The organism is Streptomyces sp. DF42, assembly GCF_058267695.1.
In genome coordinates this window covers 8,616,319-8,642,959 of record NZ_CM177859.1, presented here as the reverse complement: position 1 = coordinate 8,642,959, position 26,641 = coordinate 8,616,319, and the positions used below count along the sequence as shown (strand labels likewise).

At 70.8% G+C, this 26,641-nt stretch carries 23 protein-coding genes; 13 read left to right on the top strand and 10 right to left on the bottom strand.

Annotated features, from left to right (window positions below; genetic code table 11):
* Positions 1-57: 57 nt before the first annotated feature.
* The 4 genes from ACYUED_RS39760 to ACYUED_RS39745 form a co-directional block, all read right to left on the bottom strand.
* Positions 58-1,080 (bottom strand): TolB family protein, encoded by a 1,023-nt coding sequence (locus tag ACYUED_RS39760; protein WP_491289264.1) that lies wholly within the window; start codon positions 1,078-1,080, stop codon positions 58-60.
* Positions 1,077-2,333, bottom strand: a complete 1,257-nt coding sequence (locus ACYUED_RS39755; protein ID WP_491289263.1) for an MFS transporter — start codon at positions 2,331-2,333, stop codon at positions 1,077-1,079. The genes ACYUED_RS39760 and ACYUED_RS39755 overlap by 4 nt, the downstream gene beginning before the upstream one ends.
* 5 nt (positions 2,334-2,338) lie before the next feature.
* Positions 2,339-3,229 carry an alkaline phosphatase family protein gene (locus tag ACYUED_RS39750; RefSeq protein WP_491289262.1) on the bottom strand — a complete coding sequence of 297 codons (891 nt, stop codon included), beginning with the start codon at positions 3,227-3,229 and terminating at the stop codon, positions 2,339-2,341.
* A gap of 191 nt (positions 3,230-3,420) precedes the next feature.
* Positions 3,421-4,326 carry a helix-turn-helix transcriptional regulator gene (locus tag ACYUED_RS39745; protein ID WP_491289261.1) on the bottom strand — a complete coding sequence of 302 codons (906 nt, stop codon included), beginning with the start codon at positions 4,324-4,326 and terminating at the stop codon, positions 3,421-3,423.
* Between the two features lie 146 nt (positions 4,327-4,472).
* Here ACYUED_RS39745 and tkt point away from each other — a divergent pair, with 146 nt between their 5' ends.
* From tkt to ACYUED_RS39705, 8 genes are read left to right on the top strand one after another with little or no spacing between them, the layout of a single operon-like run.
* Positions 4,473-6,548, top strand: coding sequence for a transketolase (gene tkt, locus ACYUED_RS39740; protein WP_491289260.1), 2,076 nt, complete (start codon positions 4,473-4,475; stop codon positions 6,546-6,548).
* A 19-nt stretch (positions 6,549-6,567) separates the two neighbouring features.
* The gene (gene tal, locus ACYUED_RS39735; RefSeq protein ID WP_491289259.1) at positions 6,568-7,713 is read left to right on the top strand and encodes a transaldolase; all 1,146 of its coding nucleotides are present in this window, start codon (positions 6,568-6,570) and stop codon (positions 7,711-7,713) included.
* Complete coding sequence (gene zwf / locus ACYUED_RS39730) at positions 7,710-9,263, top strand: glucose-6-phosphate dehydrogenase (RefSeq protein ID WP_491289258.1); 1,554 nt, start codon at positions 7,710-7,712, stop codon at positions 9,261-9,263. The genes tal and zwf overlap by 4 nt, the downstream gene beginning before the upstream one ends.
* Positions 9,260-10,195 carry a glucose-6-phosphate dehydrogenase assembly protein OpcA gene (gene opcA, locus ACYUED_RS39725; protein ID WP_491289257.1) on the top strand — a complete coding sequence of 312 codons (936 nt, stop codon included), beginning with the start codon at positions 9,260-9,262 and terminating at the stop codon, positions 10,193-10,195. Before zwf ends, opcA begins: the two co-directional genes overlap by 4 nt.
* Positions 10,188-11,852 carry a glucose-6-phosphate isomerase gene (pgi, locus tag ACYUED_RS39720; RefSeq protein ID WP_491289256.1) on the top strand — a complete coding sequence of 555 codons (1,665 nt, stop codon included), beginning with the start codon at positions 10,188-10,190 and terminating at the stop codon, positions 11,850-11,852. The genes opcA and pgi overlap by 8 nt, the downstream gene beginning before the upstream one ends.
* Before the next feature lies 1 nt (position 11,853).
* Entirely contained in the window at positions 11,854-12,729 is an 876-nt protein-coding gene (gene gnd, locus ACYUED_RS39715) for a phosphogluconate dehydrogenase (NAD(+)-dependent, decarboxylating) (protein ID WP_491289255.1), read from the top strand.
* Positions 12,730-12,736: 7 nt separating this feature from the next.
* Positions 12,737-13,324: a histidine phosphatase family protein gene (locus ACYUED_RS39710; protein WP_491289254.1), complete on the top strand. Its 588-nt coding sequence runs from the start codon at positions 12,737-12,739 to the stop codon at positions 13,322-13,324.
* 29 nt (positions 13,325-13,353) lie between these two features.
* Positions 13,354-14,817: a membrane-associated oxidoreductase gene (locus tag ACYUED_RS39705; RefSeq protein ID WP_491289253.1), complete on the top strand. Its 1,464-nt coding sequence runs from the start codon at positions 13,354-13,356 to the stop codon at positions 14,815-14,817.
* Here ACYUED_RS39705 and ACYUED_RS39700 read toward each other — a convergent pair.
* Positions 14,804-16,654, bottom strand: coding sequence for a bifunctional sugar phosphate isomerase/epimerase/4-hydroxyphenylpyruvate dioxygenase family protein (locus ACYUED_RS39700; RefSeq protein WP_491289252.1), 1,851 nt, complete (start codon positions 16,652-16,654; stop codon positions 14,804-14,806). The two genes, ACYUED_RS39705 and ACYUED_RS39700, sit on opposite strands and share 14 nt — an antisense overlap.
* Positions 16,655-16,681: 27 nt before the next feature.
* Entirely contained in the window at positions 16,682-17,563 is an 882-nt protein-coding gene (locus tag ACYUED_RS39695) for a shikimate dehydrogenase (protein ID WP_491289251.1), read from the bottom strand.
* 142 nt (positions 17,564-17,705) lie between these two features.
* Between ACYUED_RS39695 and ACYUED_RS39690 the strand changes: the two genes are divergently transcribed.
* Positions 17,706-18,371: a TetR/AcrR family transcriptional regulator gene (locus ACYUED_RS39690; RefSeq protein WP_491289250.1), complete on the top strand. Its 666-nt coding sequence runs from the start codon at positions 17,706-17,708 to the stop codon at positions 18,369-18,371.
* 187 nt (positions 18,372-18,558) lie between these two features.
* Positions 18,559-19,917: an MFS transporter gene (locus ACYUED_RS39685; RefSeq protein WP_491289249.1), complete on the top strand. Its 1,359-nt coding sequence runs from the start codon at positions 18,559-18,561 to the stop codon at positions 19,915-19,917.
* A gap of 134 nt (positions 19,918-20,051) precedes the next feature.
* Here ACYUED_RS39685 and ACYUED_RS39680 read toward each other — a convergent pair whose 3' ends face one another.
* The gene (locus tag ACYUED_RS39680; RefSeq protein ID WP_491289248.1) at positions 20,052-20,396 is read right to left on the bottom strand and encodes a VOC family protein; all 345 of its coding nucleotides are present in this window, start codon (positions 20,394-20,396) and stop codon (positions 20,052-20,054) included.
* 226 nt (positions 20,397-20,622) lie between these two features.
* Positions 20,623-21,060: a TIGR03618 family F420-dependent PPOX class oxidoreductase gene (locus ACYUED_RS39675; RefSeq protein ID WP_491289247.1), complete on the bottom strand. Its 438-nt coding sequence runs from the start codon at positions 21,058-21,060 to the stop codon at positions 20,623-20,625.
* A gap of 90 nt (positions 21,061-21,150) precedes the next feature.
* On the opposite strand from ACYUED_RS39675, the gene ACYUED_RS39670 reads away from it, so the two are divergent.
* The 3 genes from ACYUED_RS39670 (at position 21,151) to ACYUED_RS39660 (ending at position 24,391) form a co-directional block, all read left to right on the top strand.
* Entirely contained in the window at positions 21,151-21,726 is a 576-nt protein-coding gene (locus ACYUED_RS39670; RefSeq protein ID WP_491289246.1) for a TetR/AcrR family transcriptional regulator, read from the top strand.
* Positions 21,723-23,096 (top strand): MFS transporter, encoded by a 1,374-nt coding sequence (locus ACYUED_RS39665; RefSeq protein ID WP_491289245.1) that lies wholly within the window; start codon positions 21,723-21,725, stop codon positions 23,094-23,096. Before ACYUED_RS39670 ends, ACYUED_RS39665 begins: the two co-directional genes overlap by 4 nt.
* Positions 23,097-23,161: 65 nt before the next feature.
* Positions 23,162-24,391 (top strand): serine hydrolase domain-containing protein, encoded by a 1,230-nt coding sequence (locus tag ACYUED_RS39660; RefSeq protein ID WP_491289244.1) that lies wholly within the window; start codon positions 23,162-23,164, stop codon positions 24,389-24,391.
* A gap of 6 nt (positions 24,392-24,397) precedes the next feature.
* Here the strand turns inward: ACYUED_RS39660 and ACYUED_RS39655 are convergent, their stop codons facing one another.
* Together ACYUED_RS39655 and ACYUED_RS39650 are read right to left on the bottom strand one after the other, a co-directional pair.
* A complete protein-coding gene (locus ACYUED_RS39655) occupies positions 24,398-25,561 on the bottom strand; it encodes a saccharopine dehydrogenase family protein (protein ID WP_491289243.1) in 1,164 nt (387 codons plus the stop codon).
* The gene (locus tag ACYUED_RS39650; RefSeq protein WP_491289242.1) at positions 25,554-26,633 is read right to left on the bottom strand and encodes a saccharopine dehydrogenase; all 1,080 of its coding nucleotides are present in this window, start codon (positions 26,631-26,633) and stop codon (positions 25,554-25,556) included. The genes ACYUED_RS39655 and ACYUED_RS39650 overlap by 8 nt, the downstream gene beginning before the upstream one ends.
* Positions 26,634-26,641 lie beyond the last annotated feature (8 nt).

The following is a 26,641-nucleotide window of genomic DNA, read 5'->3' as shown; positions in this document are numbered from 1 at the left end:
GAGGCCGGCCGGTCTGGCGGGGCATCGGCAGGTCGTGGCCCGCCCCGCCCTGGCCCGTCACCCCAGATAGGCCGGGGCGAGGGCGGAGGTCATCAGGCGGCGGGCCGTGCCGGTGCCGTCGGCGGGGACGGTCCACAGGTCAGAGCCGTAGTCGCCGGGGAGGGCGTAGACGAGGGTGGAGTCGTCGGACCACAGGGCCTGGTCGTCGATGTTCCGCCGCTCTGCGGTCCCGGTCTCCTTCATGGTCCGCAGGTTCAGGACGTACAGCCGCCAAGGGGCGTCGGGGGAAGCTCCCTTGACGCGTTTCTTGTAGGCGATGCGGGTGCCGTCGGGTGAGAGGGAGGGGCATTCGACGTTGCGGTGCAAGGTGGTGAGGGTGCGTGCGGTGACGTCGCCCCGGACCAGGTAGGTCTGGCCGCCGGTCGCCAGCGTGGCGTAGAAGCGGTTGTCGTCGGCGAAGGTGACGCCCCAGATGTTGGTGTCCGCGGCGTGGTAGGACCGGCCGTCCCTGACGACGCGGAAGGTCTCCAGGTTGTCGTCGATGGCCCAGGTGCGGGTGTCGACGATGGCGGTTCGGGTGGAGAAGTCGGTGCCGGCGTACGAGTCTCCGCTGACGAAGACCGTCCAGGCGACCATGTGGCCGGAGGGCGAGACCCGGGCCCGGGTGGGGATCCCGGCTGCCGGGAAGCTGTGCCGCTTGTGCAGCTGGGCGTCGAGCACCACAGCGCGGTAGGTGTCCTCCAGGGGGCCGTGCACGGCCTGCAGGCAGATGCCGGTACCGGCTGCCGCGTAGAAGCGCAGGCACTTGACGCCGGACACGGTGCGTGGGCCCCGCGGATCGTCGGCGGGAACCGTGGCGATCTCGTCGCGGTGCGGGCCCCAGGCCAGATTGCGGACCAGCAGGCGGCGTCGAGCCGTCGGCCGGAGCGAGACGGTGCCGGCCCGCACGGTCGGACCGTCCGCCTGCTGCTGGTCCTTGATGCCTGACCGATGGGCGGCGTACAGCACGGAGCCGGTGCCGACCGCGCCGAGCAGCACGACGGCGACCAGCAGGAGCACCAGGCGGGTTGTCCGGGTCATGCGGGCACCTCATCGGCGGTTGCGGGCGCCTCGGGCCCGGTACGGAGGACGAACGAGGCCACGACGGCGCTGACGGCCAGTGCGGAGGCGGTGACGGCGAGCGCGCTCCGACCGCCCCACAGGCTCCAGGCCGCACCGAAGGCGAGCGAGCAGGCGAACCGGGCCAGCGCCTGCCCGGTGCCCACCAACGCCTGCCCGGCACCCTGGTGTTGTGCCGGAACGGCTCCCGCGGTGGCCGCCGCGAGCACTCCGTCGGTGGCCGCGTAGAAGGTGCCGTGCAGGACGAGGACGGCGATCACCGCGGGGACTCCGTGCCACGGGGAGAGCACCAGGCCGTAGCCGAGCAGCAGGACGCCGTGGCCGGCCAGGAAGAGACGGCGGCGGTTGACGCGGTCGGCCAGGGCGCCGAGCGGGACGGCGAGCAGCAGGAAGAAGGCGGCCGTGCCCAACGGCAGCAGCGGGAACAGGTGGGCGGGCAGGTCGCCTTCGCGCTGGAGCAGCAGATACAGGAAGGAGTCGCTCACGGTGGTCAGGCCGAGGAGGGTCGCGCACACCGTGAGCCGGCGCAGCTGCGGGCGGTGCAGCAGCGCGAGCGCGTCCCGCAGTGTCGGCCGGGGCCCGGACTCGGGCTGCCGTACGGCATCGGCGGGGGCGACGATGCGGCGGGGCACGAACAGCACCAGGACCAGGACGCCGAGTGCGGCGACGCAGCCGCTGACCGCGAAGACCGCGTCATAACCGTCGACGGTGGCGCGCAGGACGGCGAAGGCGACCAGCGGGCCGAGCAGCGCACCGGTGGTGTCCATGGCGCGGTGCACCCCGAACGCCCGTCCCCGGTGCTCGGGTTCGGTGGCCAGGGAGATCATCGCGTCCCGGGGTGCGGTGCGCAGCCCCTTGCCGGTGCGGTCGGCCGCGAGCACGGCGCTGATCACGGGGAGGGTGTGGGCGAGCAGCAGCAGTGGCTTGCACAGCGCCGACAGTCCGTAGCCGACGCCGGCCACGATCTTGTGCCGGCGGCCTCCCCGGTCGGCGAGGTGACCTCCGGCCAGCCGGACCAGGGCGCCGACGCCGTTGTTGATGCCGTCGAGGAGACCGAACCCGAGCGGCGACAGGCCGAGGCCCGCGACCACGTAGAGCGGAAGCACGGCCGTGACCATCTCGGAGGAGATGTCCGTGATCAGGCTGACCGCGCCCAGGGCCAGCACGGTGGCGGGCACGGCGGCCTTGGTGCTGCGGGAGTCCGCGAGATACACGGGCGTCAGTTCCAGATGCCGCTGATGTCGGAGGCGGAGGCGGCGTTGCCCGCGTGCGCGCTCAGACCGGCCAGGTCCTCCACGGTTCGCAGGACGTTGTAGTGGTTGTAGGTGGTCGCGCTGGAGCTGCCGGGCGTGACGTGCTGCCCGTAGAAGACGGTGGGGATGCGGTTGCCGGACTGCTTGTTGTCCTCGTCGAAGGTGACGGCGAGGATGCTGTTGTGGGTCTGAGCCCAGGTGGCGTACGCGCCCAGGTTGTTCTTGATCCAGGTGTCGCCCGTGGAGACCGAGCAGTCGTGCATGTCACTGCACAGGTTCGGGGTGACGAAGGAGACCTTGGGCAGGGTCGTGTAGTCGGTCGGGAACTGCGCGAAGGTCATCGCGGTGTTGGTCGGCACGTTGGAGAAGCCGAACCACGGGTTGTGCTTCTGCGCGTAGTTGCCGCTGCTGCAGGTCGTCGAACCCTGGCTGGGCAGCGACTCGTTGTAGCTCTTCCAGGTCTTGCCCGCGGCGATCAACTCGGAGGCGAGGTTCGGTGCGGAGATGGACCCGACGCCGACACAACTGTCGTCGGTGCGGCCCTGGTTGGAGCCCGAGAACAGCATGTAGTAGTTCGGCTCGCTGGGGTGGGTGAGGCCGTAGGACTGGGTGAGGTTCGCGCCACCCGCCTTGAGGGTGTTGTTGATGTAAGGGGCGCTGGAGCTGCCGATCACCTGCGAGTAGGCGTGGTTCTCCATCACCACGACCACCACGTGGTCGGGGGTCGGAAGAGCGGCGGCCTGAGCCGTGGAGGCCGTGACGGTCCACAGCCCGATCGACGTGGCGGTGAGGGCGACGGCCCCGGCGAGAGCGGTGAGGGAACGGCTGTTGCGCTTGGGTGCCTTGACGGCGGTCATAACTGTCCTCCGGACAGAGGTGACGGACGCGCGGGGGGAGGCGCCGTAACGCTAGAGGTTCCGTCCCTGCCTCTGAGTGAAGGCCAGACGAACCGTTGGGCCCGCCAGGCAAAGATCACGTCATGCACAGCCCAAGCACAGCAAAGGACGTCGGGCACGCACCGACCCGCCGTCAGTGCCGGCGCACTCCCTCAGCGCAGCTCCGCCCGGAACGCGGCCGGTGTCATCTCCGTGTGCTGCTGGAAGTACTTGGAGAAGTTCGCGGCGTCCGGGAAGCCGATCGCGGCGCCGACGCGGCCGATCGGCAGGTCGGTGTGCGCCAGGAGGCGTTTGGCCTCCAGGACGACACGCTTGTCGATGAAGCCCTTGGGTGTCTCACCGGTGGCTGCGCGGACCGCGCGGACGAGGGTGCGGCGGGAGTAGCCGAGGGAGTCGGCGTAGGCGCTGACGCTGTGGTTGGTGGCGAAGCTCTTCTCCACGGCGTCCCGGAAGAGCGTGAAGGTCGTGTCCGACTGACGGCGCGCCGCCTCCGCCGAACTGGCCGCCAGATGCGCGAGGCGCAGCAGAAACGCCGTCAGGGAGTGGCGCAGTACCGCGGTGTGCAGGCTCAGCGGCAGCGTCGCCGTGTCCTCGTACTCGCGTTGCAACTGCGCGAGGGAGGAGCGGAGGCCGGCCAGCCGGGGTGCGTCGGGGTGGAGCAGGGGCGGCAGGTCGTAGCGGTAGAGGCCGGTCGCCTCCACCGTGGCGCGGGGCAGAAAGCCGGGCTGCATGGTCAGGACGGTTCCGCGGTACTCGCTGGTGCGCGAGAAACGGTGGACCTGTCCCGGACGGATCCACAGCACGTCGCCGGCCGACGCCTCGTACTCGGCGAAGTCGATCATGTGGCGGACGGGGCCGCCGTCGAAGAGCATCACCACATGGAAGTCGATGCGATGGACACGCTCCAGCGGCGCCTCGGCGTGCCAGGTCCGTCCGGCCTCCATGGGGCCGGCCTGGATGCCGACTCCACCCACGCTCAGCTCGATCGGGAAGGGGAACGTTCGAATGCCGTCCACCTGGCCGTCACCGTCTCCACCTTGGATGGTTCTGTCCGCCATGTCCTTCTCACGCCGCCCGGCCGAAGCTCTCCGTGTCCCACTTTCACCACAGGCTGACACACGGCGACCTTCCCCCGTAAAAGTCAGACTTTTAAGTTTGAAGGCATCAGAGCAGGTACGACGCTTCGATCGAGGATTTCTTGAAGATGAGTACGCAGACACCGGACAGCTTCGAATGGACCGAACTCGACCGGCGTGCCGTCGACACCGCGCGTCTGCTGGCGGCCGACGCCGTGCAGAAGGTCGGCAACGGCCACCCTGGCACGGCGATGAGCCTGGCCCCGGCCGCGTACACGATCTTTCAGAAGGTGATGCGTCACGATCCCGCCGACCCCGAGTGGACCGGTCGGGATCGTTTCGTTCTCTCCCCCGGCCACACCTCGCTGACCCTCTACACCCAGCTCTTCCTGTCGGGGTACGAGGTCGAGCTGGATGACCTGAAGGCATTCCGGACGCACGGGTCCAAGACGCCCGGTCACCCGGAGTACGGGCACACCGCCGGCGTCGAGACCACCACCGGTCCCCTCGGCCAGGGCGTCGCCAACGCCGTCGGCATGGCGATGGCCGCCCGCTACGAGCGCGGTCTGTTCGACCCGGAGGCCCCCGAGGGCACCTCCCCCTTCGACCACACGATCTGGGCGATCGTCTCCGACGGCGACCTGGAGGAGGGCGTCTCCGCCGAGGCCTCCTCCCTGGCCGGCCACCAGCAGCTCGGCAATCTGGTCTTCCTCTACGACGACAACCACATCTCCATCGAGGGCGACACCGCGACCGCGTTCTCCGAGGACGTGCTGAAGCGGTACGAGGCCTACGGCTGGCACGTGCAGCGCGTCGAGCCCTCGCTCGGTGGCGACACCGACGTACCGGCTCTGTACGCGGCGCTCAGGACCGCGCAGGCCGAGACCGGCCGACCCTCCATCATCGCGATGCGCACCATCATCGCCTGGCCCGCCCCGAACGCGCAGAACACCGAGGCATCCCACGGCTCCGCGCTCGGCGCCGACGAGATCGCGGCCACCAAGCGCGTCCTCGGCTTCGACCCCGAGCAGTCCTTCCAGGTGGACGCCGACGTCCTCGCCCACGCCCGGGGGGCCCTGGACCGCGGTGCCGAGGCGCACGCCGCCTGGGACAAGCAGCTCGACAAGTGGCGCGGCGCCAACCCCGGGCGCGCCGAGCTGTTCGACCGGATCGTGGCCGGGCAGCTGCCCGAGGGCTGGCAGGAGGTCCTGCCCGTCTTCGAGGAGGGCAAGGCGGTCGCCACCCGTGCCGCCTCCGGCAAGGTGCTGCAGGCCCTCGGCCCGGTGCTGCCCGAACTGTGGGGCGGCTCCGCCGACCTGGCCGGCTCGAACAACACCACCATCGACAAGACGTCGTCCTTCCTGCCGAGGGGCAACCCGCTGCCGGAGGCCGACCCGTACGGCCGGACGGTCCACTTCGGCATCCGCGAGTTCTCGATGGCCGCGGAGATGAACGGCATCGCCCTGCACGGCAACACCCGCATCTACGGCGGCACCTTCCTGGTGTTCTCCGACTACATGCGCAACGCGGTACGGATGTCGGCGCTCATGCAGCTTCCGGTGACGTACGTCTGGACCCACGACTCCGTCGGTCTCGGCGAGGACGGGCCGACGCACCAGCCGGTCGAGCACCTGGCCTCGCTGCGCGCCATCCCGGGCCTGAACGTCGTCCGCCCCGCGGACGCCAACGAGACGGCGATCGCCTGGGCCGAGATCCTCAAGCGGCACGCCACCGACCCCGCTCCGCACGGGCTCGCGCTCACCCGTCAGGGTGTGCCGACGTACGCGCCCAACCCGGATACGGCGAAGGGCGGTTACGTCCTCAAGGAGTCCTCCACCGGGACTCCGGACGTCGTCCTGATCGCCACCGGCTCCGAGGTCCAGCTCGCCGTCGCCGCGCGTGAGCAGTTGGAGGCCGAGGGGATCGGCGCCCGCGTGGTGTCGATGCCGTCCGTGGAGTGGTTCGAGGAGCAGCCGCGCGAGTACCGCGAGCAGGTCCTTCCGCCGTCCGTGCGAGCGCGTGTCGCCGTCGAGGCCGGGATCGGTCTGACGTGGTACCGGTTCACAGGTGACGCAGGACGCATCGTCTCCCTCGAACACTTCGGCGCCTCCGCTGACGCCAAGACCCTGTTCGCCGAGTTCGGCTTCACCCCCGAGAACGTCGCCACCGCCGCCCGCGAATCCCTTGCTGCCGCCCGCGGTTGATCCGATCGCAAGAAAGAAGATGAGCACTGTGACTGAAGCAACCCCGACCGCGGGACCCCTGGCACGCCTCAGCGACGAAGGCGTCTCCATCTGGCTGGACGACCTGTCGCGCAGGCGGATCGAGTCCGGCAACCTGGCCGAACTCGTCGAGAACAAGCACGTGGTGGGCGTGACCACCAACCCGTCCATCTTCCAGGCCGCCATCGGCTCCGGCGCGGGCTACGAGGAGCAGCTCGCCGACCTCGCCGTGCGCGGCGTCACGGTCGACGAGGCCGTACGCATGATGACCACCGCGGACGTGCGCGCCGCCGCCGACATACTGCGGCCCGTGCACGACGCCACCGGTGGCCGCGACGGCCGGGTCTCCATCGAGGTGGACCCGCGGCTCGCCCACGACACGGCGGCCACGATCGCCGAGGCCAAGCAGCTCGCCTGGCTCGTCGACCGGCCCAACGTCATGATCAAGATCCCGGCGACCAAGGCGGGCCTCCCGGCGATCACCGAGGTCATCGGCCTCGGCATCAGCGTCAACGTCACGCTGATCTTCTCCCTGGAGCGCTACCGCGAGGTCATGGACGCCTACCTGGCGGGCCTGGAGAAGGCCGCCGCGAAGCGCCTGGACCTCTCCGCCATCCACTCCGTGGCCTCCTTCTTCGTCTCCCGCGTCGACTCCGAGATCGACAAGCGGCTGACCGTGCTGGGCACGGCCGAGGCGCTCGCACTCAAGGGCAGGGCGGCGCTCGCCAACGCGCGACTCGCCTACGAGGCCTACGAGGATGTCTTCGGAGGCGAGCGCTGGGCCGCCCTCGCCGGCGCCAAGGCCAACAGGCAGCGCCCGCTGTGGGCCTCGACCGGCGTGAAGGACCCGGCGTACAAGGACACTCTGTACGTCGACGAGCTGGTCGCTCCCGGCACCGTCAACACCATGCCGGAGGCCACCCTCGACGCCACCGCCGACCACGGCGACATCACGGGCGACACGGTGACCGGCGGCTACGCGCAGGCCCGCACCGACCTGGCGGCCGTGGAGGCGCTCGGGATCTCCTACGACCAGGTCGTGAAGCAGCTGGAGGACGAGGGCGTCGCCAAGTTCGAGGTCGCCTGGCAGGACCTGCTGAACACCGTGGCGAAGTCCCTGGACAGCAAGGGAGTTGACGCAGCATGACCGAGGAAGCAGTGGTCGGGACGGGACCCGACTGGACCAACCCGTTGCGCGACGCGCGCGACCGCCGGCTGCCGCGTATCGCGGGTCCGTCCGGTCTCGTCATCTTCGGCGTCACCGGCGACCTGTCCCGCAAGAAGCTGATGCCCGCCGTCTACGACCTCGCCAACCGCGGCCTGCTGCCGCCGGGCTTCTCCCTGGTCGGGTTCGCCCGCCGGGACTGGGAGGACCAGGACTTCGCACAGGTCGTGCACGACGCGGTCCGCGAGCACGCGCGCACCGAGTTCCGCGAGGAGGTCTGGCAGCAGCTTGCCGAGGGCATGCGCTTCATCCCGGGCGACTTCGACGACGACACGGCGTTCAAGCAGCTGAAGTCGGCCGTCGACGAGCTGGACGCCTCCCGCGGCACCGGAGGCAACTTCGCCTTCTACCTCTCCGTACCGCCGAAGTTCTTCCCCAAGGTCGTCCAGCAGCTGAAGAAGCACGGTCTGGCGCGTGCGCGGGAGGGTTCCTGGCGGCGTGCGGTGATCGAGAAGCCGTTCGGGCGCGACCTGGCGAGCGCCCGTGACCTGAACGCGCTCCTGCACGACGTGTTCGAGCCGGACCAGGTGTTCCGCATCGATCACTACCTGGGCAAGGAGACCGTCCAGAACATCCTGGCGCTGCGTTTCGCCAACCAGATGTACGAGCCCATCTGGAACCGGTCCTACGTCGACCACATCCAGATCACGATGGCCGAGGACATCGGCATCGGCGGCCGGGCCGGCTACTACGACGGCATCGGCGCCGCCCGTGACGTCATCCAGAACCACCTGCTCCAGCTGATGGCGCTCACCGCGATGGAGGAGCCCATCGCCTTCGACGCCGAGTCGCTGCTCACCGAGAAGCTCAAGGTCCTCAAGTCGGTGCGGGTGCCGGAGAAGCTGGGCGAGCACACCGTTCTCGCGCAGTACGCCGAGGGCTGGCAGGGCGGCGCCAAGGTGGCCGGCTACCTGCAGGAGGAGGGCATCGACCCGCAGTCGAAGACCGACACCTACGCGGCCGTCAAGCTGGAGGTGGACAACCGCCGCTGGGCGGGCATCCCGTTCTACCTGCGCACCGGCAAGCGCCTGGGCCGCCGGGTCACCGAGATCGCGGTCGTCTTCAAGCGGGCCCCGCACTCCCCCTTCGACTCCACCGCCACCGAGGAGCTCGGCCAGAACGCGATCGTCATCCGCGTCCAGCCCGACGAGGGCATGACGGTGCGGTTCGGCTCCAAGGTGCCGGGCACCTCCATGGAGATCCGGGACGTGTCGATGGACTTCGCCTACGGCGAGTCGTTCACCGAGTCCTCCCCGGAGGCGTACGAGCGCCTCATCCTGGACGTGCTGCTCGGCGACGCCAACCTGTTCCCCCGTCACCAGGAAGTGGAAGAGTCCTGGAAGATCCTCGACCCGATCGAGCAGTACTGGGCGCAGCACGGCAAGCCCGCGCAGTACCCCGCGGGAAGCTGGGGACCCGAGGAAGCCGACGAGATGCTCGCACGAGACGGACGGAGCTGGCGCAGGCCATGAAGATCGACCTGACCGACACCACGGCAAGCAAGATCAACAAGGCGCTGGTGCATGGCCGCCGCGCCATCGGCACCCCCGCCGTGGGCATGGTCCTGACGATGGTCATCGTCACGGACGAGGAGAACGCCTACGACGCGATCAAGGCGGCCGAGGAGGCCTCGCACGAGCACCCCTCGCGCACCCTGGTCGTCATCAAGCGGCACGCCCGCACCCCGCGCGACCGCATGGCGTCCAAGCTGGACGCGGAGGTGCGGGTGGGCGCCGACGCGGGCACCGGCGAGACGGTGGTGCTGCGCACCTACGGCGAGGTGTCCGACCACGCCGACTCCGTCGTCCTGCCGCTGCTGCTGCCGGACGCGCCGGTCGTGGTGTGGTGGCCGGTGGACGCGCCGAAGGTGCCCGCCAAGGACCCGCTGGGCGCCCTCGCCCAGCGCAGGATCACCGACCTGTACGCGGTGGAGAACCCGATGGAGGCGCTGGAGCAGCGGGCCCGTTCCTACGCACCCGGTGACACCGACCTCGCCTGGACCCGGCTGACCCCATGGCGTTCGATGCTGGCCGCGGCCCTGGACCAGGCCCGCAGCAGGATCATCTCGGGGGCCGTGGAGGCGGAGGCCGAGAACCCGGCGGCCGAGCTGCTGGCGCGCTGGCTGGAGGCGCGGCTGGACGTGAAGATCGACCGTGTCGTCACCGCCGGTCCGGTCGTGACGGCCGTCCGTCTCGGCACCGAGCAGGGCGAGATCGTCATCGACCGCCCCGAGGGCCCGCTGGCCACGCTGACCCTGCCGGACCAGCCCTCGCGCACCCTCGCGCTCAAGGTCCGCACCACCTCCGAACTCATCGCCGAGGAGCTGCGGCGCCTCGACGCGGACGAGATGTACGCCGTCGCCCTGCGCGGCGAGGCCACCAAGGAGACCCCCTCACATGTCTGACTCTTCGTCCGACGCCCCCAGGCTCAGCAGCCGGCCCGAGTGGACGGCGCTGGAGGACCACCGCGCGGACGCGCTGCGGCGCCCGCGGCTGCGTGAGCTGTTCGCGCAGGACCCCGGCCGCGCGGAGCGGTACGTCGTGCGCGTCGGTGACCTGCGCATCGACTACTCCAAGCACCTGGTCAACGACGAGACTCTCGCTCTGCTGAGGGAACTGGCCGTCGCCACCGACGTGTCCGGTCTGCGCGACGCCATGTTCCGCGGCGAGAAGATCAACGTCACCGAGGACCGGGCGGTGCTGCACACCGCACTGCGCGCGCCCCGGGACGCGGTGATCGAGGTCGACGGCGAGAACGTGGTGCCCGAGGTCCACGCGGTCCTCGACAAGATGAGCGCCTTCGCCGAGCGGGTCCGTTCGGGCGAGTGGACCGGTCACACCGGCAGGCGCATCCGCAACGTCGTCAACATCGGCATCGGCGGCTCCGACCTCGGTCCGGCGATGGCGTACGAGGCGCTGCGCACCTTCACGGCACGGGAGTTGACGTTCCGTTTCGTCTCGAACGTGGACGGCGCCGACCTGCATGAGGCGGTGCGGGACCTGGACCCGGCGGAGACGCTGTTCATCGTGGCGTCCAAGACGTTCACCACGATCGAGACCATCACCAACGCCACGTCGGCCCGCACCTGGCTGCTGGCCGGCCTCGGCGGCGACGACAAGGCGGTCGCCCGGCACTTCGTCGCGCTGTCGACGAACGCCGGCAAGGTCGGCGAGTTCGGCATCGACCCGGACAACATGTTCGAGTTCTGGGACTGGGTCGGCGGCCGCTACTCCTTCGACTCGGCGATCGGCCTGTCGCTGATGATCGCCATCGGCCCGGACCGCTTCCGCGAGCTGCTCGACGGGTTCCGCATCGTCGACGAGCACTTCCGGAACGCGCCCGCCGAGGCCAACGCCCCGATGATTCTGGGCCTGTTGGGCATCTGGTACGGCAACTTCTTCGACGCCCAGTCGCATGCGGTGCTGCCGTACAGCCACTACCTGTCCAAGTTCACCGCGTATCTGCAGCAGCTGGACATGGAGTCCAACGGCAAGTCGGTGGACCGTGACGGCCAGGTGGTCGCATGGGAGACCGGGCCGGTGGTGTGGGGCACGCCCGGCACCAACGGCCAGCACGCCTACTACCAGTTGATCCACCAGGGCACCCGGCTCATCCCCGCAGACCTGATCGGCTTCGCCCGTCCGGCCGGTGAGCTGAGCGACGAACTGGCTGCCCAGCACGACCTGTTGATGGCCAACCTGTTCGCGCAGGGCCAGGCGCTGGCCTTCGGCAAGACCGCGGACGAAGTGCGCGCGGAGGGGGTCGCCGAGGAGCAGGTGGCGCACCGCACCTTCCCGGGCAACCGCCCCACGACCACGATCCTGGCGCGCGAGCTGACCCCGTCGGTGCTGGGCCAGCTGATCGCCCTGTACGAGCACAAGGTGTTCGTCCAGGGCGCCGTCTGGAACATCGACTCCTTCGACCAGTGGGGCGTCGAGCTCGGCAAGGTCCTCGCCAAGCGCGTCGAGCCCGCCCTGACCGAGGGCACGGACGTCCCCGGCCTCGATCCCTCCACCACCGCTCTCGTGGCCGCGTACCGCGAACTCAAGGAAGGCAACTGACATGCAGCTCGGTCTCATCGGTCTGGGCAAGATGGGCGGCAACATGCGCGAGCGGATCCGCCGCGCAGGCCACACCGTCATCGGCTACGACCGCAACCCCGAGGTCACCGACGTCAAGAGCCTCGCCGAACTGGTCGAGCAGCTCGAAGCCCCGCGCGTGATCTGGGTGATGGTCCCGGCCGGGCCCGCCACCCAGTCCGTCGTCGACGAACTCGGCGGCCTCCTCTCCCCCGGCGACACGGTCGTCGACGGCGGCAACTCCCGCTGGTCGGACGACGAGAAGCACGCCGCGGAGCTGGGCGCCAAGGACATCGGCTTCGTCGACGCGGGTGTCTCCGGTGGTGTGTGGGGCCTGCAGAACGGCTACGCGCTGATGGTCGGCGGCGAGAAGGCGCACGTCGAGCGGCTGCAGCCGATCTTCGAGGCGCTCAAGCCGGAGGGCCCCTACGGCTATGTCCACGCGGGCAAGGTCGGCGCCGGACACTTCTCCAAGATGGTCCACAACGGCATCGAGTACGCCATGATGCAGGCCTACGCCGAGGGCTGGGAGCTGCTGGAGAAGGTCGACTCGGTGGACAACGTCCGTGAGGTGTTCCGTTCCTGGCAGGACGGCACGGTCATCCGTTCCTGGCTGCTGGACCTCGCGGTCAACGCCCTCGACGACGACGAGCACCTCGACAAGCTGAAGGGCTTCGCGCAGGACTCCGGCGAGGGCCGCTGGACCGTCGAGGCGGCCATCGACAACGCGGTGCCGCTGCCCGCGATCACCGCCTCGCTCTTCGCGCGGTTCGCCTCCCGCCAGGACGACTCCCCGCAGATGAAGATGATCTCCGCGCTGCGCAACCAGTTCGGCGGGCACGCCGTCGAGTCGAAGTAGGCCCGCCGTGGGGGACCTTCTCCTGGTCCGCCACGGCGAGACGGAGTGGAGCGTGTCGGGACAGCACACCAGCCGGACCGACCTGCCCCTCACCCAGCACGGTGAGGAGCAGGCCAAGTCCCTCGCTCCACTCCTCTCCCGGCGGACCTTCGCACGCGCGCTGACCAGCCCGCTCGACCGCGCGACACGCACCGCCGAACTCGCGGGCGTCACCGGGGCCGTCGTCGACTCCGACCTGCACGAATGGGACTACGGCGCCTACGAGGGCGTCACCAGCGTCGAGATCCACCGCACCCGGCCCGACTGGGACCTGTGGACCGACGGGGTGCCGCCCGGTCCGGTGGGGCAGCCTGGGGAGTCGCCGGAGCAGATCGGGCAGCGCGCCGACCGGGTGCTGTCCCGGGTGGAAGCGGCGCTCCTGGACGGCGATGTGATCCTGGTGGCCCACGGACACTTCCTACGGGTGCTGACGGCCCGCCGGCTGGGGCTGCCGGCCTCGGACGGGCGGCTCTTCCAGTTGGCGACGGGCACGGTCAGCCGTCTGTCGACGGAACACGGCCGGCCGGTCGTCGCCGAGTGGAACACCCGCGCGTAACTCCTGCGGCCCGATTAGAGTCCCGCTGTGTGGAGATCAATGATCTGACGCCGGCCGAGGAACGGGTGTGGCGCGCGTTCTCTACGGGAGAGCCGGTCGACTTCCGTGAGGGAACGGACGAGGACACCGCTCAGGGCGCGCGCTGGGGGCCCGAACGGACCGTCCGGGCCACCGTGTTGCGCGCCCTGCTGCTCAACGGGCCTCAGGATCCAGGTGAGATAGCCGCACTCAAGGTGTCCGGCGCCCGGATCACCGGCCCCCTGGACCTGCGGTACGGGACGAGCGACTTCGCCGTCCGGTTGAGCCACTGCCACTTCGACGAGATTCCACAGCTGTACGGCGCCCGGCTGCGCCAGCTCAACCTGAGCAACTCGGTACTGCCCGGACTGGTCGCCGCCACGATGCGGGTGGACGGTGTGCTGCGGCTGACGGACTGCCGGTTCGGGGGCCAGGTGCGGCTGGGCGGGGCGCACATCACGGGCGCGTTGTTCATGGACCGGGCCGAGTGCGCGGCACCGGACGACTCCGAGGGCGCCCTCCACCTCAACCACGTGACCATCGGCGACGATCTGTGGGCACCCGGCCTGCGGGCGGACGGCGAGGTGCGCCTGAACAGTGCCGAGGTCGCCGGATCGGTCCGGCTGAACGGCGCACGGCTCACCCGGCCGGGCGGTGCCGCCCTCGACGGGGAGACCCTGACGGTGCAGGGCGACGTCCTCATGCGGCAGGTGCACAGTGACGGGTGGATCGGCCTCCGGGGCGCTCGTATCGCGGGCCGTCTGGAGCTGTCGTACGCACGGCTGTCGAATCGCGGAGACACCGCGCTGCGGGCGAGCAGCTGCACCATCGGGGAACTGTGGCTGCGCAAGGGGCCTCCCATGGAAGGTGCCCTGAATCTGCGCCGCGCCCAGATCGAGGTCCTCTTCCTGGAACCGCAGATACTGCCCGCCGAGGTGTTCCTCGGCGACCTCGTCTACACCTCGCTCACCCCGCACGTGCCCGCCGACCACCGCCTGCCGATGCTGGAGCGGGACGGCGACGGCTATGTCCCCCACGCCTACGAGCAGTTGTCCGCCGCCTACCGCCGGGTCGGCGACGACCACGCCGCCCGCCTCGTCCAACTCGCCAAGCAGCGCCGCCTGCGCCGCACCCGCGCCTGGTACGGCCGCCTCTGGGGCTATGTCCAGGACGCCACCGTCGGCTACGGCTTCCATCCCCTGCGCGCCGCCGTCTGGCTGCTGTCCCTGCTGGCCGTCGGCTCGATCGCGTACGGGCTGCACCACCCACCCGCGCTCAAGCCGTCCGAGGCCCCCCACTTCAACCCGGTCTTCTACACTCTCGACCTCCTCCTCCCGGTGATCTCCTTCGGCCAGGAGGAGGCGTTCGCGCCGGACGGCTGGTACCAGTACCTCGCCTACGCGCTGATCATCACCGGCTGGATCCTCGCCACGACGGTCGTCACCGGCGTGACCAGAACCGTCAGCCGCCAGTGAGGCGCCGCGCGATGTGCTGGGCGGCGAGGCGCACGGGAGCGTTCGCCGCGCCGTACCCCCGATAACCCCCGTCCCGCTGGACGAGCTCGAAGAAGACACGGCCGACGGTCCGGGTGTAGCAGTGCCGGAACTCGCCGTACGCGTCACGGTCGTAGAGGATGCCCAGCTCGCGATACTCCGCCAACTCGCCCTCGGCGAACGTGAACCGGGCGGCCAGGTCGTCGTAGTAGTTCGCCGGCATCGTCAGCGGCAGCCCGCCCGCCTGCCGGAAGTGACGTGCCGCGGACACCACGTCGTGCGTGGCGAAGGCGATGTGCTGGGCGTGGACCGTGTCGTCGGCGGGACCCGCGCCGACGGACAGGGCGATGCGGACGTCACCGTCCGCGTCGGTCACCGCACGGCTGCGCAGCAGGCCGTACGGATCGGCGACGTCAACGCTCTCCTGTGCGGACAGGCCGAGAACGCTGCGGTGGAAGAGGGTCGCCTCATCGAAGTGGTGCCAGGGCTGGACGAGGGCGAGGTGGTCGATCCGGGTCACGCCGGCGCCCGCCGTGGTGTCCGCGGCGCCTTCGGGTTTCTCGGTGTTCTCGAAGTCCGCACGCCAGCTGGGGAGTTCGGGGCGGCCGGTGGCGCAGAAGAAGAGTTCCGTGCCGTCGGGGGCCGCCACGGCGTCGAGCGGGGCGTCCTCGGGCGCGCGGCGGCGCGGCAGCACCGGTGCCAGCAGCGCCTCCGCGCGGCGGGCGGCGCCGGCCGGGTCCGGGGACTCCAGACCGATCGCGGCGAGCCCGGTGCCGTCGACGGGGATCCCCCCGCTCGAACGAAACCGGGCGTGCGGCTGTGCGGCCGGACCGGTGTTGATGAGGATGCGGGCGTCGCCCTGCTGCCACAGGTCGACCGGCTTGCTGCGGTGGCGGGCGGTGCGGACGAAGCCCAGGGCGCCGAGTACGTCCGTGACCGGCTCGGCGTCGGCGGTGAGCAGCTCGGCGAACGCGACGCCCGTGGGGACGACGGGGGCGGGCAGGCCGGCCGTACCCACCGTCTCCTGCAGGACCAGGAGGGAGCGGTGCGCGTCCACGGCCGTCGGACCGGCCTCGGCCTGGCGGAAGACGTCGTTGAACACCTCCAGCGAGAGCGGACCGGCGTATCCCGTGCGCAGCACGTGCCGTACGAGCCCGGCGACGTCGAAGCCGCCCTGCCCCGGGAAGCAACGGTGGTGACGGCTCCACTGCAGTACGTCCATCGCGAGCAACGGGGCGTCCGCGAGCTGGAGGAAGAAGATCTTCTCGCCGGGGATGTCCTCGATGCCCTTGGGATCGGAACCGCGCGAGAGGATGTGGAAGCTGTCGAGGCAGGTGCCGAGGGCGGGGTGGTCCGCCGTCTCGACGATGTGCCAGGCGTGGTCGTACGCACTGACGTGCCGGCCCCAGGCGAGCGCCTCGTAGGCCACACGGATACCGAAGTCCTGTGCCAGATCGGCGAGTTGCCTCAGCTGTCCGGCGGCGAGGGCGTCATCGTCGACGGCGAGCGGCGAGACGCTGGAGCAGACGAGAACGGTGTCGGCACCGAGCCGCCGCATCAGCTCGAACTTGTGCCTGGCCCGGCGCAGATTGCGCGCGAACTCGTCCTCGGGCACGGCCTCGATGTCCCGCATCGGCTGATAGAGGTCGATGGTGAGCCCGAGGTCGGAACAGCGGACGCGGATCTCCTCGGGGGTGAGCGGACTCGCGAGCAGGTCGTTCTCGAAGATCTCGACGCCGTCGAACCCGGCCCGCGAGGCGGCGGTGAGCTTCTCGGTGAGGGAGCCACTGAGGGAGACGGTGGCGATGGACGTACGCATGGTCCTGCTCCTTCGAACTGCCGGGTGTTACTTGCCGACCGAGCTCTCCGCGGCGCCGGCCAGCTCCGCGATGTCCACCAACATCCGCGCGCTGTCGGGCTCACGCCCGGTGAACAACCGGAACGCGTCCGCAGCCTGGAAGACAGCCATCCCACCGCCGTCCGAAGTGGCGCAGCCAACCGCACGCGCGGTACGCAACAACTCCGTCTCCAACGGGCGGTAGACGACCTCGGCAACCCACAGTCCGGGGTGCAGGAACTCGGCGGGGAACGGCATCCCCGGATGGGCGGCCATTCCGGTCGGCGTGGCATGCACGACGCCGTCGGCCGAGCCGAGCAGCTGGGCGAGCTGATCCGGCGTGGCCGTGGCCGCCCGGTCGGCGCCGAAGTGGCGGTTCAGCCCAGCGGCAAGATCCGCGGCCCGATCGGACATCGCGTCGACAACGGTGACCCGCTCCGCGCCCAGGGTGAGCGTCGCGTGAGCGACCGCCGCGCCCGCACCGCCGGCGCCCAGCTGCACCACCCGCTCCAGCGAGGCGTCCGGCAGGCCGCGCGCGAACGCGGCGGCGAAACCGGTGACGTCCGTGTTGTGGCCGATCGCACGGCCGTCCTCGAAGACGACGGTGTTGACCGCGCCGAGCGCCTCGGCCCGCGGGGCGAGTGCGTCCAGGTGCTCGATGACCAGCTGCTTGCACGGGTGGGTGATGTTCAGCCCGTCGAAACCCAGGTCGCGGGCGGCCCGCACCAGGTCGCCCACTGCCTCGGGAGGCACACCGAGGGTGTCGATGTCGATGAGCCGGTACACATAGCGCAGGCCCTGCCGGTCCGCCTCCCGCTCGTGCAGCGCCGGGCTGAGCGACGGGCCGATGCCGGCTCCGATCAGTCCGACGAGATACGAGTCCTTGGCCACGTGGCCCTCCCGAGCTGAGCGCTAATGTACGAACTAGTACGTTAGCTATATCAGCCCGTCGGGTTCTCGGGAAGACCCTGGAGGCGACGCCCGGCCCGCCTTCTAGAATCTGCGGCACCGGCCGCACTCCCGAAGGAACCCGATGACCAGCGTCGACGAACCGGCACGACCGAACGGGCGGATCCGCGACGCCGCCCGCACCCAGGCCGAGATCCTCGACGTGGCCACGCGGGAGTTCGCTCGCGCGGGCTACGACGGCGCCCGCGTCGACGAGATCGCCGCCCGCACCCGCACCACCAAGCGGATGATCTACTACTACTTCGGCGGCAAGGAGCAGCTCTTCACGGCCGTCCTGGAGCGGGCGTACGGCGTGATCCGCGAGGCCGAGCAGGAACTGGACGTCGAGCACCTGGACCCGGTCGCCGCGATCCGGCGCCTCGCGGAGGTGACCTTCGACCACCACGAGCAGCACCCCGACTTCATCCGCCTGGTCAGCATCGAGAACATCCACGGGGCCGAGCACATCGCCGCCTCCGAGAAGCTCGGCAAGATCGGTTCCCCCGCGCTCGACGTGATCCGTCGCATCCTGGCCTCCGGGCAGGAGTCCGGCCTGTTCACGGCCGATGTCGACGCGGTCGACCTGCACGCGATGATCAGCTCGTTCTGCTTCTTCCGGGTCGCCAACCGGCACACCTTCGGCGCCCTGTTCGGCCGCGACCTGGTGGACCCGGCCCAGCGCGAGCACTACCGCGCCATGCTCGGCGACATGGTGATCGCCTACCTGACGGCGGAGCGGGCGGCCGGCTGAGGCCGTATGGCACCACCCCTTGACACCGGGGAAACGTCGGCGCAACATCCCTACCCACCGGGACTAACTACCCAGTGGGTTAATTAAGCCGAGATCCGGCCCCTTCATCGGCCCTCTGCCCCTGCCTCCTCTGCTTTCCCACTCCGCTCACTCCGCCTATGTTGGAGTTCCCCCGAAGGAGCACGCCGTGACGCATGCCGTCGCACCCCGCGACCCTGCCGAAGCCGCCGGGCAACCGAAAAAGGCGGCAGCAGCCGCCTGGATCGGCAGCGCCCTGGAGTACTACGACTTCTTCATCTACGGCAGCGCGGCAGCGCTGATCTTCCCGAAGGTCTTCTTCGACGAGTCGGATCCGGCCACCGCGACCCTGCTGTCGCTGGCCACGTTCGGCGTCGCGTACGCGGCCCGTCCCGTCGGCGCGCTCTTCCTCGGGCATTTCGGCGACCGGGTGGGCCGCAAGAAGATCATGGTCTTCACGCTGATCCTGATGGGCCTGTCGACGTTCCTCATCGGCTGTCTGCCCACGCGTGCCCAGGTCGGCTCCCTCGCCCCGGTCCTGCTGGTCGCCTGCCGTGTCCTCCAGGGCATCTCAGCCGCCGGCGAGCAGGCCAGCGCCAACTCCATGACGCTGGAACACGCGCCACCGGACCGACGCGGCTTCTTCACCAGCTTCACCCTCAGCGGCACACAGGGCGGCCAGCTCATCGCCACGCTGGTCTTCATCCCGGTGGCCGCGCTTCCCGAGGACCAGTTGCTGTCGTGGGGCTGGCGGGTGCCCTTCTGGGCGAGCATCGCCGTCGCCGTCGTCGGCTACGGCATCCGTCGCAGGCTGCAGGAGACGCCGGCCTTCGCGAAGCAGGCGGCTACCGAGGGGGTCGTGAAGCTGCCGCTGGTCGTGCTGCTGCGCGAGCACTGGGTGGACGTGCTGCGGGTGATCGGGGGCGCGCTCATCGCCTCGGTCTCCACGATCTTCACGGTCTGGGCCCTCGCCTACGCCACCAGCGACTCGGTGGGCATGTCCCGCTCCTCCATGCTGTGGGTGGGCGCGCTCGCCAACCTCGTGGCACTCGGCGCGATCCCCCTGTGGGCCGGCCTGTCGGACCGCATCGGCCGCCGCCCCGTGTTCCTGATCGGCGCGGCAGGCAGCGCGATCACCATGTTCCTCTACCTCTGGGCGATCTCGACGGGCAACTACGCCCTGACCCTGATCCTGGGCGTGGTCGCCTTCGGCATGGTCTACAGCGCCGCGAACGGCGTCTGGCCGTCCTTCTACGGCGAGATGTTCTCCACCCGCGTCCGCCTGTCCGGCATGGCGATCGGCACCCAGATCGGCTTCGCCGTGGCGGGCTTCGCGGTCACGTTCGCCGCCCGGATCGCGGGCCCCGACGGCAGCGACTGGTCGTCGGTGGCGCTGTTCACGGCGGCCCTGTGCGTCCCGCCGGTGATCGCCGCCCTCTCGGCCCGCGAGACTCACAGGATCCCGACGGAACACCTGGGTGAGCGCACGCCCCAGGGAGCGTCACGGCCGGAGACGGTCAGGGCCTGACCGCTCCGCACGATCACCCCGCGACCCCACGGGCCGGTATTCGATCACCCCGGCGCCCCCGGGCCCCGGACGCCACGAAGGCTCCGGGGCCCGGGGGCCGCGGCATCGCGGGGCGTACGCGGCCCCGTGTCGCCCTAGGTCGCTCGCGGGTGACGCGGCTCGTACAAGCCGACCTCGCCCCCACCCGGCAGTCGGAAACCCGTTACCCGACCCCAGCGGGCCTCCTCCAGCGGTCGCGTCAACTCCACCCCCTTTTCGGTGAGTTCGGCGGCCGTCGCGTCGATGTCGTCGCACATCAGCATCAGTTCGTGCGACGGCTCGCCCTCGGCCGGATGGAAGGCCACCTCCGCGGGCGGTGCCCTGAAGATCAGCCAGCCGTGTCCCGCGTCGACATGCGCCCAGCCGAGGACGTCCCGGAAGAAGGCCCGGTCCGCCTCTGCGTCGCGGGTGTAGATCACCACATGTGCCCCATTGATCACGCGCGGAGGCTATGCGTGCGCGGAGGTGACGGCAAGCACCCGCGCGCCACGCGTTGAACCAGGCGCGAGCGGGCGTACGCCACCCCGCTCGGCGTCGTACCGGCCTTCGTGGGGCTCGGAGAAAAAGGCGCCGTTGAGGCGCCGGGTCAAGTGCGGTAATCATGGGGGCCTCCGCGCGCTCCGGCCGGATTCAGGGGCGGCCGGGGTGCGCGGACGGGTAGTGCGCTCAGCCCCTGTTGGCCCCCTTGGGAATTCCGTAGGCCCGCTCCACCCTCAGCCGCACCACCCGGCGTCGGTCGCGGACCATCGCGGCGCGGTAGTCGTCCCAGTCCGGGTGCTCGCCCAGGACGTCGCGGTAGAGGCGGATCAGCTCCTCGACGGTGTCGTCGTGCGGGTCGTTCGCGACGGGTGAGAGGTCGGCGGCGCCCTCGACGACCGTGTAGGCAAGGCGATCGGGCGTGGACACGTGGTACGACGCCCGTGGGTCGCGCAGCAGGTTGCGGGTCTTGGCGCGGTCGTCGGTGACCGAGATCCGGACGATGTGCTCGTCGGGATAGTAGTGATGGCTGACGTTCGACAGCTGCGGCCGGCCGTCGCGCTTGAGGGTGACGAGCACCCCGCTGCGGTCGTCGGAGAGCAGCCTGAGCAGTGTGTCCTGAGTCATATCCGGGTCAACCCGTCGGGCCGATCCCCGCATTCCCGAGTAGACACTGTCTACGCGAGCTGGTAGACAGTGTCTATGGAGAAAGTGCCTATGGATGGATCCGAGACGGGACTGCGGGACCGGCTGGTGGGCGTCGGGGTGGAACTGGTGGCCCAAGAAGGAGCGCAGGCACTGACTCTGCGGGAGATCGCGCGCCGCGCGGGCGTCTCGCACGGGGCGCCCCGCCGCTACTTCCCCACTCACCTGGAGCTGCTGTCCGCCATCGCGCGCCGCGGCTTCGCCGAGCTGGCCGGTCGGGCGACGGCGGCGACCGGCGACGGCACTACGCCGCCGCGCGAGCAACTGACGGCCCTGGGGCGCGTATACCTCGAGTTCGCTCTCGGCAACCGCGGCATGTACGACCTGATGTTTCGTCATGATCTGCTGGAGAGCGGCCATTTGGGACTGCGGGACACCAGTCTGCCGTTGTTCGGGCGCCTGGTGGAGCTGGTCGGGCGGGCCCGTCCCGATGTGGACGCCCGGCTCGTCGCCGGCTCGCTGTGGGCGCACCTGCACGGCATCGCCCAGCTGTGGGGCTGGGGCAGCCTTCAACTCGCCACGGGCGCCGAAGACTTCGTACACCTGCTGCGGTCGGCCCTCGACGCGCACCTCGGGAAGGACTCATGAGCCTCCACCGCTCCCTGACGCTGGCGAGCAGCGTGGTCGGGGCCATGGTGGTCGCCCTGGACGGCACGGTCCTCACCGTCGCTCAGCCCACCCTGCAACGGGACTTGGGCGCGTCCTTCGCGCAGGTCCAGTGGACCAGCACCGGCTATCTCATCGCGGTGGCGGGACTGCTCGTGTTCTCCGGGCGGCTCGGTGACCGGTACGGGCACCACCGCGTGTTCGGTGTCGGGATGCTGGGCTTCGCAGTGACCTCGGCGGCGATCGGGCTCGCCCCTGGCATCGGCTGGGTGATCGGACTGCGGGTCGTCCAGGGCGTGTTCGGGGCGCTGCTGCAGCCGGCCACGCTGGGGATGCTGCGGGCTGCGTTCCGGCCGGAGCGGCTGCGGATGCCCATCGCCGTCCGCACGAGTGCGATCGGGGTGGCGGCCGCTGCGGGGCCCGTGCTGGGCGGGGCGCTGGTGGCCGGGCCGGGCTGGCGGGCCGTCTTCTTCCTCAACGTCGTACCGGCGCTGGTCTTCGGCCTTTCGGCGCTCACCGTGCGCGGACCACGCCCCGAGCCCTCGCCCGCCCGCCTGGACCTGCCCGGCGCGCTGCTGCTCGCGGTGACCCTGGCCTGCCTCGTCCAAGCCCTCGTCGGACTGCCGGACAGCGGCTGGACGGCAACGAGCGCGGCGGGCCTGGCGACGGCCGTGGTCGCGGGCCTCGCCTTCGTACGGCACGAGCGACGCACCGCGATCCCGCTGGTGCCGCCGGACGTCCTCGGCTCGAAGGAGGTCGGCTCGGCTCTCGGCATGCTGGTCGCCGCGTCTGCGGCCCTGAACGGCACGCTGTTCGTCGCCACCTTCCTGCTGCAGGACACCCTCGGATTCGACCCCCTGCACATGGCTCTGCTCAGCCTGCCGCTCGCGGCGACGATGATCGTCGCCGCGCCGGGAAGCGCGGTGCTGCTGCGCAGGGCCGGGGCCCGCCGTACGGCCATGGCGGCGATGACCGTCCTGGGCGCCGGGATCCTGCTGCTGGGCGCGGCCCCGGGCGCGGTCCTGCTGTGCGCCGCGTTCGCGCTGCTGGGGGCAGGGTTCGGCACGGTGATGGTGGCGGCCACCCATGTCGTCGTACGGCGGGCCGCGGTCGGGTCGGCCGGGGTGGCGGGCGGATTGCAGCAGACCGCGATGAACGTCGGACCGGTGCTGGGCGTGGCGGCCGCGACGACGCTCATGGGGCTGGGGCACGGGCACGCGCTGCCGCTGTGCGTCCTCGCCGTGGTGGCCGTGGCGGGGGCGATGGCGGGCCGCGCCCTGCCGAAACGTTCGGCCCCGATGATCAATCATGGTCAAGAAGGGGACCGTGCCCGCGTTCCTGCGCGACCATGAGTCTGAGGTCGATCGGGCGGGGTACTGCCGGACCGCATCTCGACGAGCGCATTCGGAGGAGAGCGATGGCACAGCTGCGACAAGAGGTCGACCCGGGCGAGGCCGGGCTGGACGCGAAGGCGCTGGACCGCCTCGACCAGCACGTCGCCCACTACGTCGACGAAGGACGCCTGCCCGGCTTTCTGCTCGCCGTGGCCCGTGGCGGACGCGTCGCGCACCTCACCACCCACGGCCGCCGCGACGTCGCGGCGGATCTGCCCGTCGAGGCCGACACCCTGTGGCGGATCTACTCCATGACCAAACCGGTCACCACGGTCGCCGCGCTGATACTCATGGAGGAGGGCCGCCTGTCGCTGGACGACCCGGTCGCCCGCCATCTCCCGGCCTTCGCCGACCCGCAGGTGTACCAGAGCGGCTCGGGCACCGACGTCCGGACCCGCCCGGTCGGCCAACCCCTGCTGATCCGCCACCTGTTGACCCACACGGCGGGCCTGACCTTCGCCTTCTACCGCACCCACCCGGTCGACGCCCTCTACCGCGCCGCCGGCCTCGACTCGGCGGTGCTGCCGGGCTCGGACCTGGCCGGGACCGTCGAGGCGTACGCGCGCCTGCCGCTGCAGTTCGAGCCGGGCACACAGTGGAACTACTCGGTCGCCACCAACGTGCTCGGCAGAGTGATCGAGGTCGTGTCCGGACAGCCGCTCGACGCGTTCTTCGCCGAGCGCGTCTTCGGCCCGCTCGGCATGACCGACGCGGGCTTCTGCGTCTCCGACGAACAGGCGCCCCGGCTCAGCGAGTTGTACGGCGAGACCAGCGGTGGCGGTATCGAGCCGATCGCCGGGCTGCCGCTGCGCGGACGGCCCCGCTTCCTGTCCGGCAGCGGCGGCATGGCGGCCTCCGCGTACGACGTGCACCGCTTCATGGAGCTGCTGCGCCGCCGCGGTGAGCTCGACGGGGTGCGTCTGCTGGCCCCCGAGACGGTGGAGCTGATGACCCGCAACCACCTTCCCGGCGGCGCCGACCTGCGTGCCTACGGCAGCCGCCCGGCCCACGACGAGCCCGGCAACGACGGCGTCGGCTTCGGCCTCGGCGTCTCCGTCGTCATCGATCCCGAGCGCACCCAGGCTCCGTCGGGCCTGGGCACGTACGGCTGGAGCGGGGTGGCGACGACGACGTTCTGGGTGGACCCGAGCCGTGATCTGACCGTGCAGTTCATGACTCAGGTCCGGCCGAAGTCGTCACTCAGGCTCTTCCCGGACCTCAAGAGGCTGGTCCACGAGGCGGTCACGGACTGAGTCCGGCTACGTGACGGTGCGCAGGGTGAACTCCAGTCCCTCACGGGCGAGTTCGTCCAGCCACTGCTGCGACCGGGCGGCCGTCTCCGCCGCCCGGTCGAGCCCGGCGGGCAGGGTGCCGTCGAGGATGTGGCGGATGCCCAGGGCCAGCGGACGGGAGACGCAGCGGGCCATCGCGCTCTCCTCCGCGTCGCCCACCAGGTCCAGGAGGTAACTCCCCGACCAGCTCCGCTCCCCCTCCCCCCGGACCTCCAGCGACACGGCGAGCACGACCCGGTCCCGGTCGGCGTCGGTGGTGGGATGGCGGGCAGCCAACTCCTGTGCCAGCGCGCCGATCCGGGCGTCGTCACCTGCCTTGAGCTCCTCGAACACCGCGTCCCAGGCCCGCAGCCAGCCGTCGAGACGCAGGGTGCCGCGGACGAAGGACCGCGCCTGCCAGGCGGTGGGCAGTCCGTACTGCTCGACGAAGGGGACGCTGTCCCGGTTCGGGTAGACCTCGAACCTCTCGCCGTCGAGGACGTGCGGCCTGGTGGCCTCCCAGGGCCGGTCGGCGGTGGTCTGCGCGCCGTCCTCGATGTAACGGGCGGGCGAGCGCAGCGCGTTGAGCACACCCGCGGGCGCCCAGCTGAAGCGGTACCTGAAGTCGTTCGGGACGGCCGGGATGCCGCCGCAGTACGAGGTGAAGCGGTACGAGGCCGGCGTGCCGGCGCCGATCGCCTCCCGGGCACGGGCGACGAGGCCGTGCGCGAAGAGATGGTCGAGGCCCGGGTCGAGCCCCGCCTCCGTGAGGACCACGAGGCCGGCCTTCGCGGCGCCGGGCACCTGTTCCAGTACGGCGTCCGACACATAGCTGGAGCAGGCGAAGTGGGCCCCCTCGCGCACACAGAGGGCCAGGATGGCGGCGTGCTCCGGTGCGGGCAGCATCGATACGACGACATCGCCGGGCGCCAAGTCGGCGGCGAGGGCGGTGAGCGTGTAGGCGCGGGGCTCGGCGCGGCCGGTCAGGCCCAGGCGGTCGAGGGCCTGGGCGGCGCGTTCTTCGGTGCGGTGCCACAGCCGTACCCGCTCGGCCGTCTCGCACAGGCGGGCCAGGCCGCTGCCCGTGGACAGACCGGCGCCGATCCAGTGGACGGTGCCGCTCGCGGTGACCCTGTCGGTGCTGTCAGCCATGGCGGAATTCCCCTTCTGTGATGCCGAGTTCGCGGCAGGCCTGGCGGAAGCGGTCCAGACAGCGGCCCCAGGGCCCGTCGGCACCGAACTCCAGGAGCTGGAGCACCAGTGCCGCCGAGAAGTCGGTGCTGGACTCCCGCGGGAGGAGGGAGGGCAGGTTGTCGATGGCGATCAGGTCGAGTGGGGGGTGCGGGGGGCTATCGCGCAGGCGGCGCACGGGGTGCTCCCAGTCCGTGGTGCGGTCGTAGACCGGCAGGACGTTCAGCTCGGAGCCGACGTCGCAGGTGACGTCGCAGACGGTGCGCAGGCGGCGGGCGGGGGCGGCTCCACCCTGGATGTCCTGCTCCCGGAGGAAGGGCGGGATGGGGGTGGTGGCGAGGACCGCGTTCACGAAGACGTCGTGGGCGAGCAGGGCCGGCCGGTCCAGGTCGCGGGTCTCGGCGAGGTCCCAGCAGGTCGGCTCGACCCCGGCCGTGTGGAAGGCGACGCGCGCACCCCGGCCGCTGCGGCCCAGGGCGCCGATCACCACAGCCGTGAACTCCTCGTCCCCGTCGGCGCGTCGGAGCGTCTCGTCCAGCTCCTCCTTGGACGTGGGCGTGAGGGGCGCTGCGAGCCTGCCCCGCTGCTGCAGCACGGCCAGCGCGGCGCCCAGATAGCCGGCCCAGAACCCGAACGCGGCGAGCCTGCGGCCGTCGTCGTCCACCAGGTACTCCAGGTCCAGGAGCGCCCCTCCCCCGGCGGCGAAGCGGCGCAGCAGGGTCTCGGCACCGGGCTGCCGTTTGTAGGCGTGCCCGAAGAAGATGTGTTGGTGCGTCAGTTCGGCGGGCTCGTCGGGGAGTTCCTTCAGGCCTACGACGACGGCGCCGTGCGGAGCCGACACCCATGAGCCCGCGGGTGCGACGCGGCAGCCCGCCGCCTCGTACTCCTCGATCGGGAAGATTCGCTGCGGGGACTCCTCCACCGTCAGGGTCACCCCGCTGTCGACGAGCCGGCGGGCGTCGGACGGCACGAGGGGCGTGCGGCGTTCGGTGCTGCGGACCTCGTGGCGCAGCCACAGATGGAGCTCTGTCATACGAGGTG

Excerpts from the sequence above, each read along its gene's own strand:
- ACYUED_RS39670 (WP_491289246.1), top strand. The coding sequence starts at position 21,151 with ATGGATGGATCCGAGACGGGACTGCGGGACCGGCTGGTGGGCGTCGGG.
- ACYUED_RS39690 (WP_491289250.1), top strand. The coding sequence starts at position 17,706 with ATGACCAGCGTCGACGAACCGGCACGACCGAACGGGCGGATCCGCGAC.
- ACYUED_RS39650 (WP_491289242.1), bottom strand. The coding sequence starts at position 26,633 with ATGACAGAGCTCCATCTGTGGCTGCGCCACGAGGTCCGCAGCACCGAA.
- opcA (WP_491289257.1), top strand. The coding sequence starts at position 9,260 with ATGAAGATCGACCTGACCGACACCACGGCAAGCAAGATCAACAAGGCG.
- ACYUED_RS39760 (WP_491289264.1), bottom strand. The coding sequence starts at position 1,080 with ATGACCCGGACAACCCGCCTGGTGCTCCTGCTGGTCGCCGTCGTGCTG.
- gnd (WP_491289255.1), top strand. The coding sequence starts at position 11,854 with ATGCAGCTCGGTCTCATCGGTCTGGGCAAGATGGGCGGCAACATGCGC.
- pgi (WP_491289256.1), top strand. The coding sequence starts at position 10,188 with ATGTCTGACTCTTCGTCCGACGCCCCCAGGCTCAGCAGCCGGCCCGAG.
- zwf (WP_491289258.1), top strand. The coding sequence starts at position 7,710 with ATGACCGAGGAAGCAGTGGTCGGGACGGGACCCGACTGGACCAACCCG.
- ACYUED_RS39700 (WP_491289252.1), bottom strand. The coding sequence starts at position 16,654 with ATGCGTACGTCCATCGCCACCGTCTCCCTCAGTGGCTCCCTCACCGAG.
- ACYUED_RS39665 (WP_491289245.1), top strand. The coding sequence starts at position 21,723 with ATGAGCCTCCACCGCTCCCTGACGCTGGCGAGCAGCGTGGTCGGGGCC.
- ACYUED_RS39750 (WP_491289262.1), bottom strand. The coding sequence starts at position 3,229 with ATGACCGCCGTCAAGGCACCCAAGCGCAACAGCCGTTCCCTCACCGCT.
- tkt (WP_491289260.1), top strand. The coding sequence starts at position 4,473 with ATGAGTACGCAGACACCGGACAGCTTCGAATGGACCGAACTCGACCGG.
- tal (WP_491289259.1), top strand. The coding sequence starts at position 6,568 with ATGAGCACTGTGACTGAAGCAACCCCGACCGCGGGACCCCTGGCACGC.
- ACYUED_RS39655 (WP_491289243.1), bottom strand. The coding sequence starts at position 25,561 with ATGGCTGACAGCACCGACAGGGTCACCGCGAGCGGCACCGTCCACTGG.
- ACYUED_RS39745 (WP_491289261.1), bottom strand. The coding sequence starts at position 4,326 with ATGGCGGACAGAACCATCCAAGGTGGAGACGGTGACGGCCAGGTGGAC.
- ACYUED_RS39660 (WP_491289244.1), top strand. The coding sequence starts at position 23,162 with ATGGCACAGCTGCGACAAGAGGTCGACCCGGGCGAGGCCGGGCTGGAC.
- ACYUED_RS39675 (WP_491289247.1), bottom strand. The coding sequence starts at position 21,060 with ATGACTCAGGACACACTGCTCAGGCTGCTCTCCGACGACCGCAGCGGG.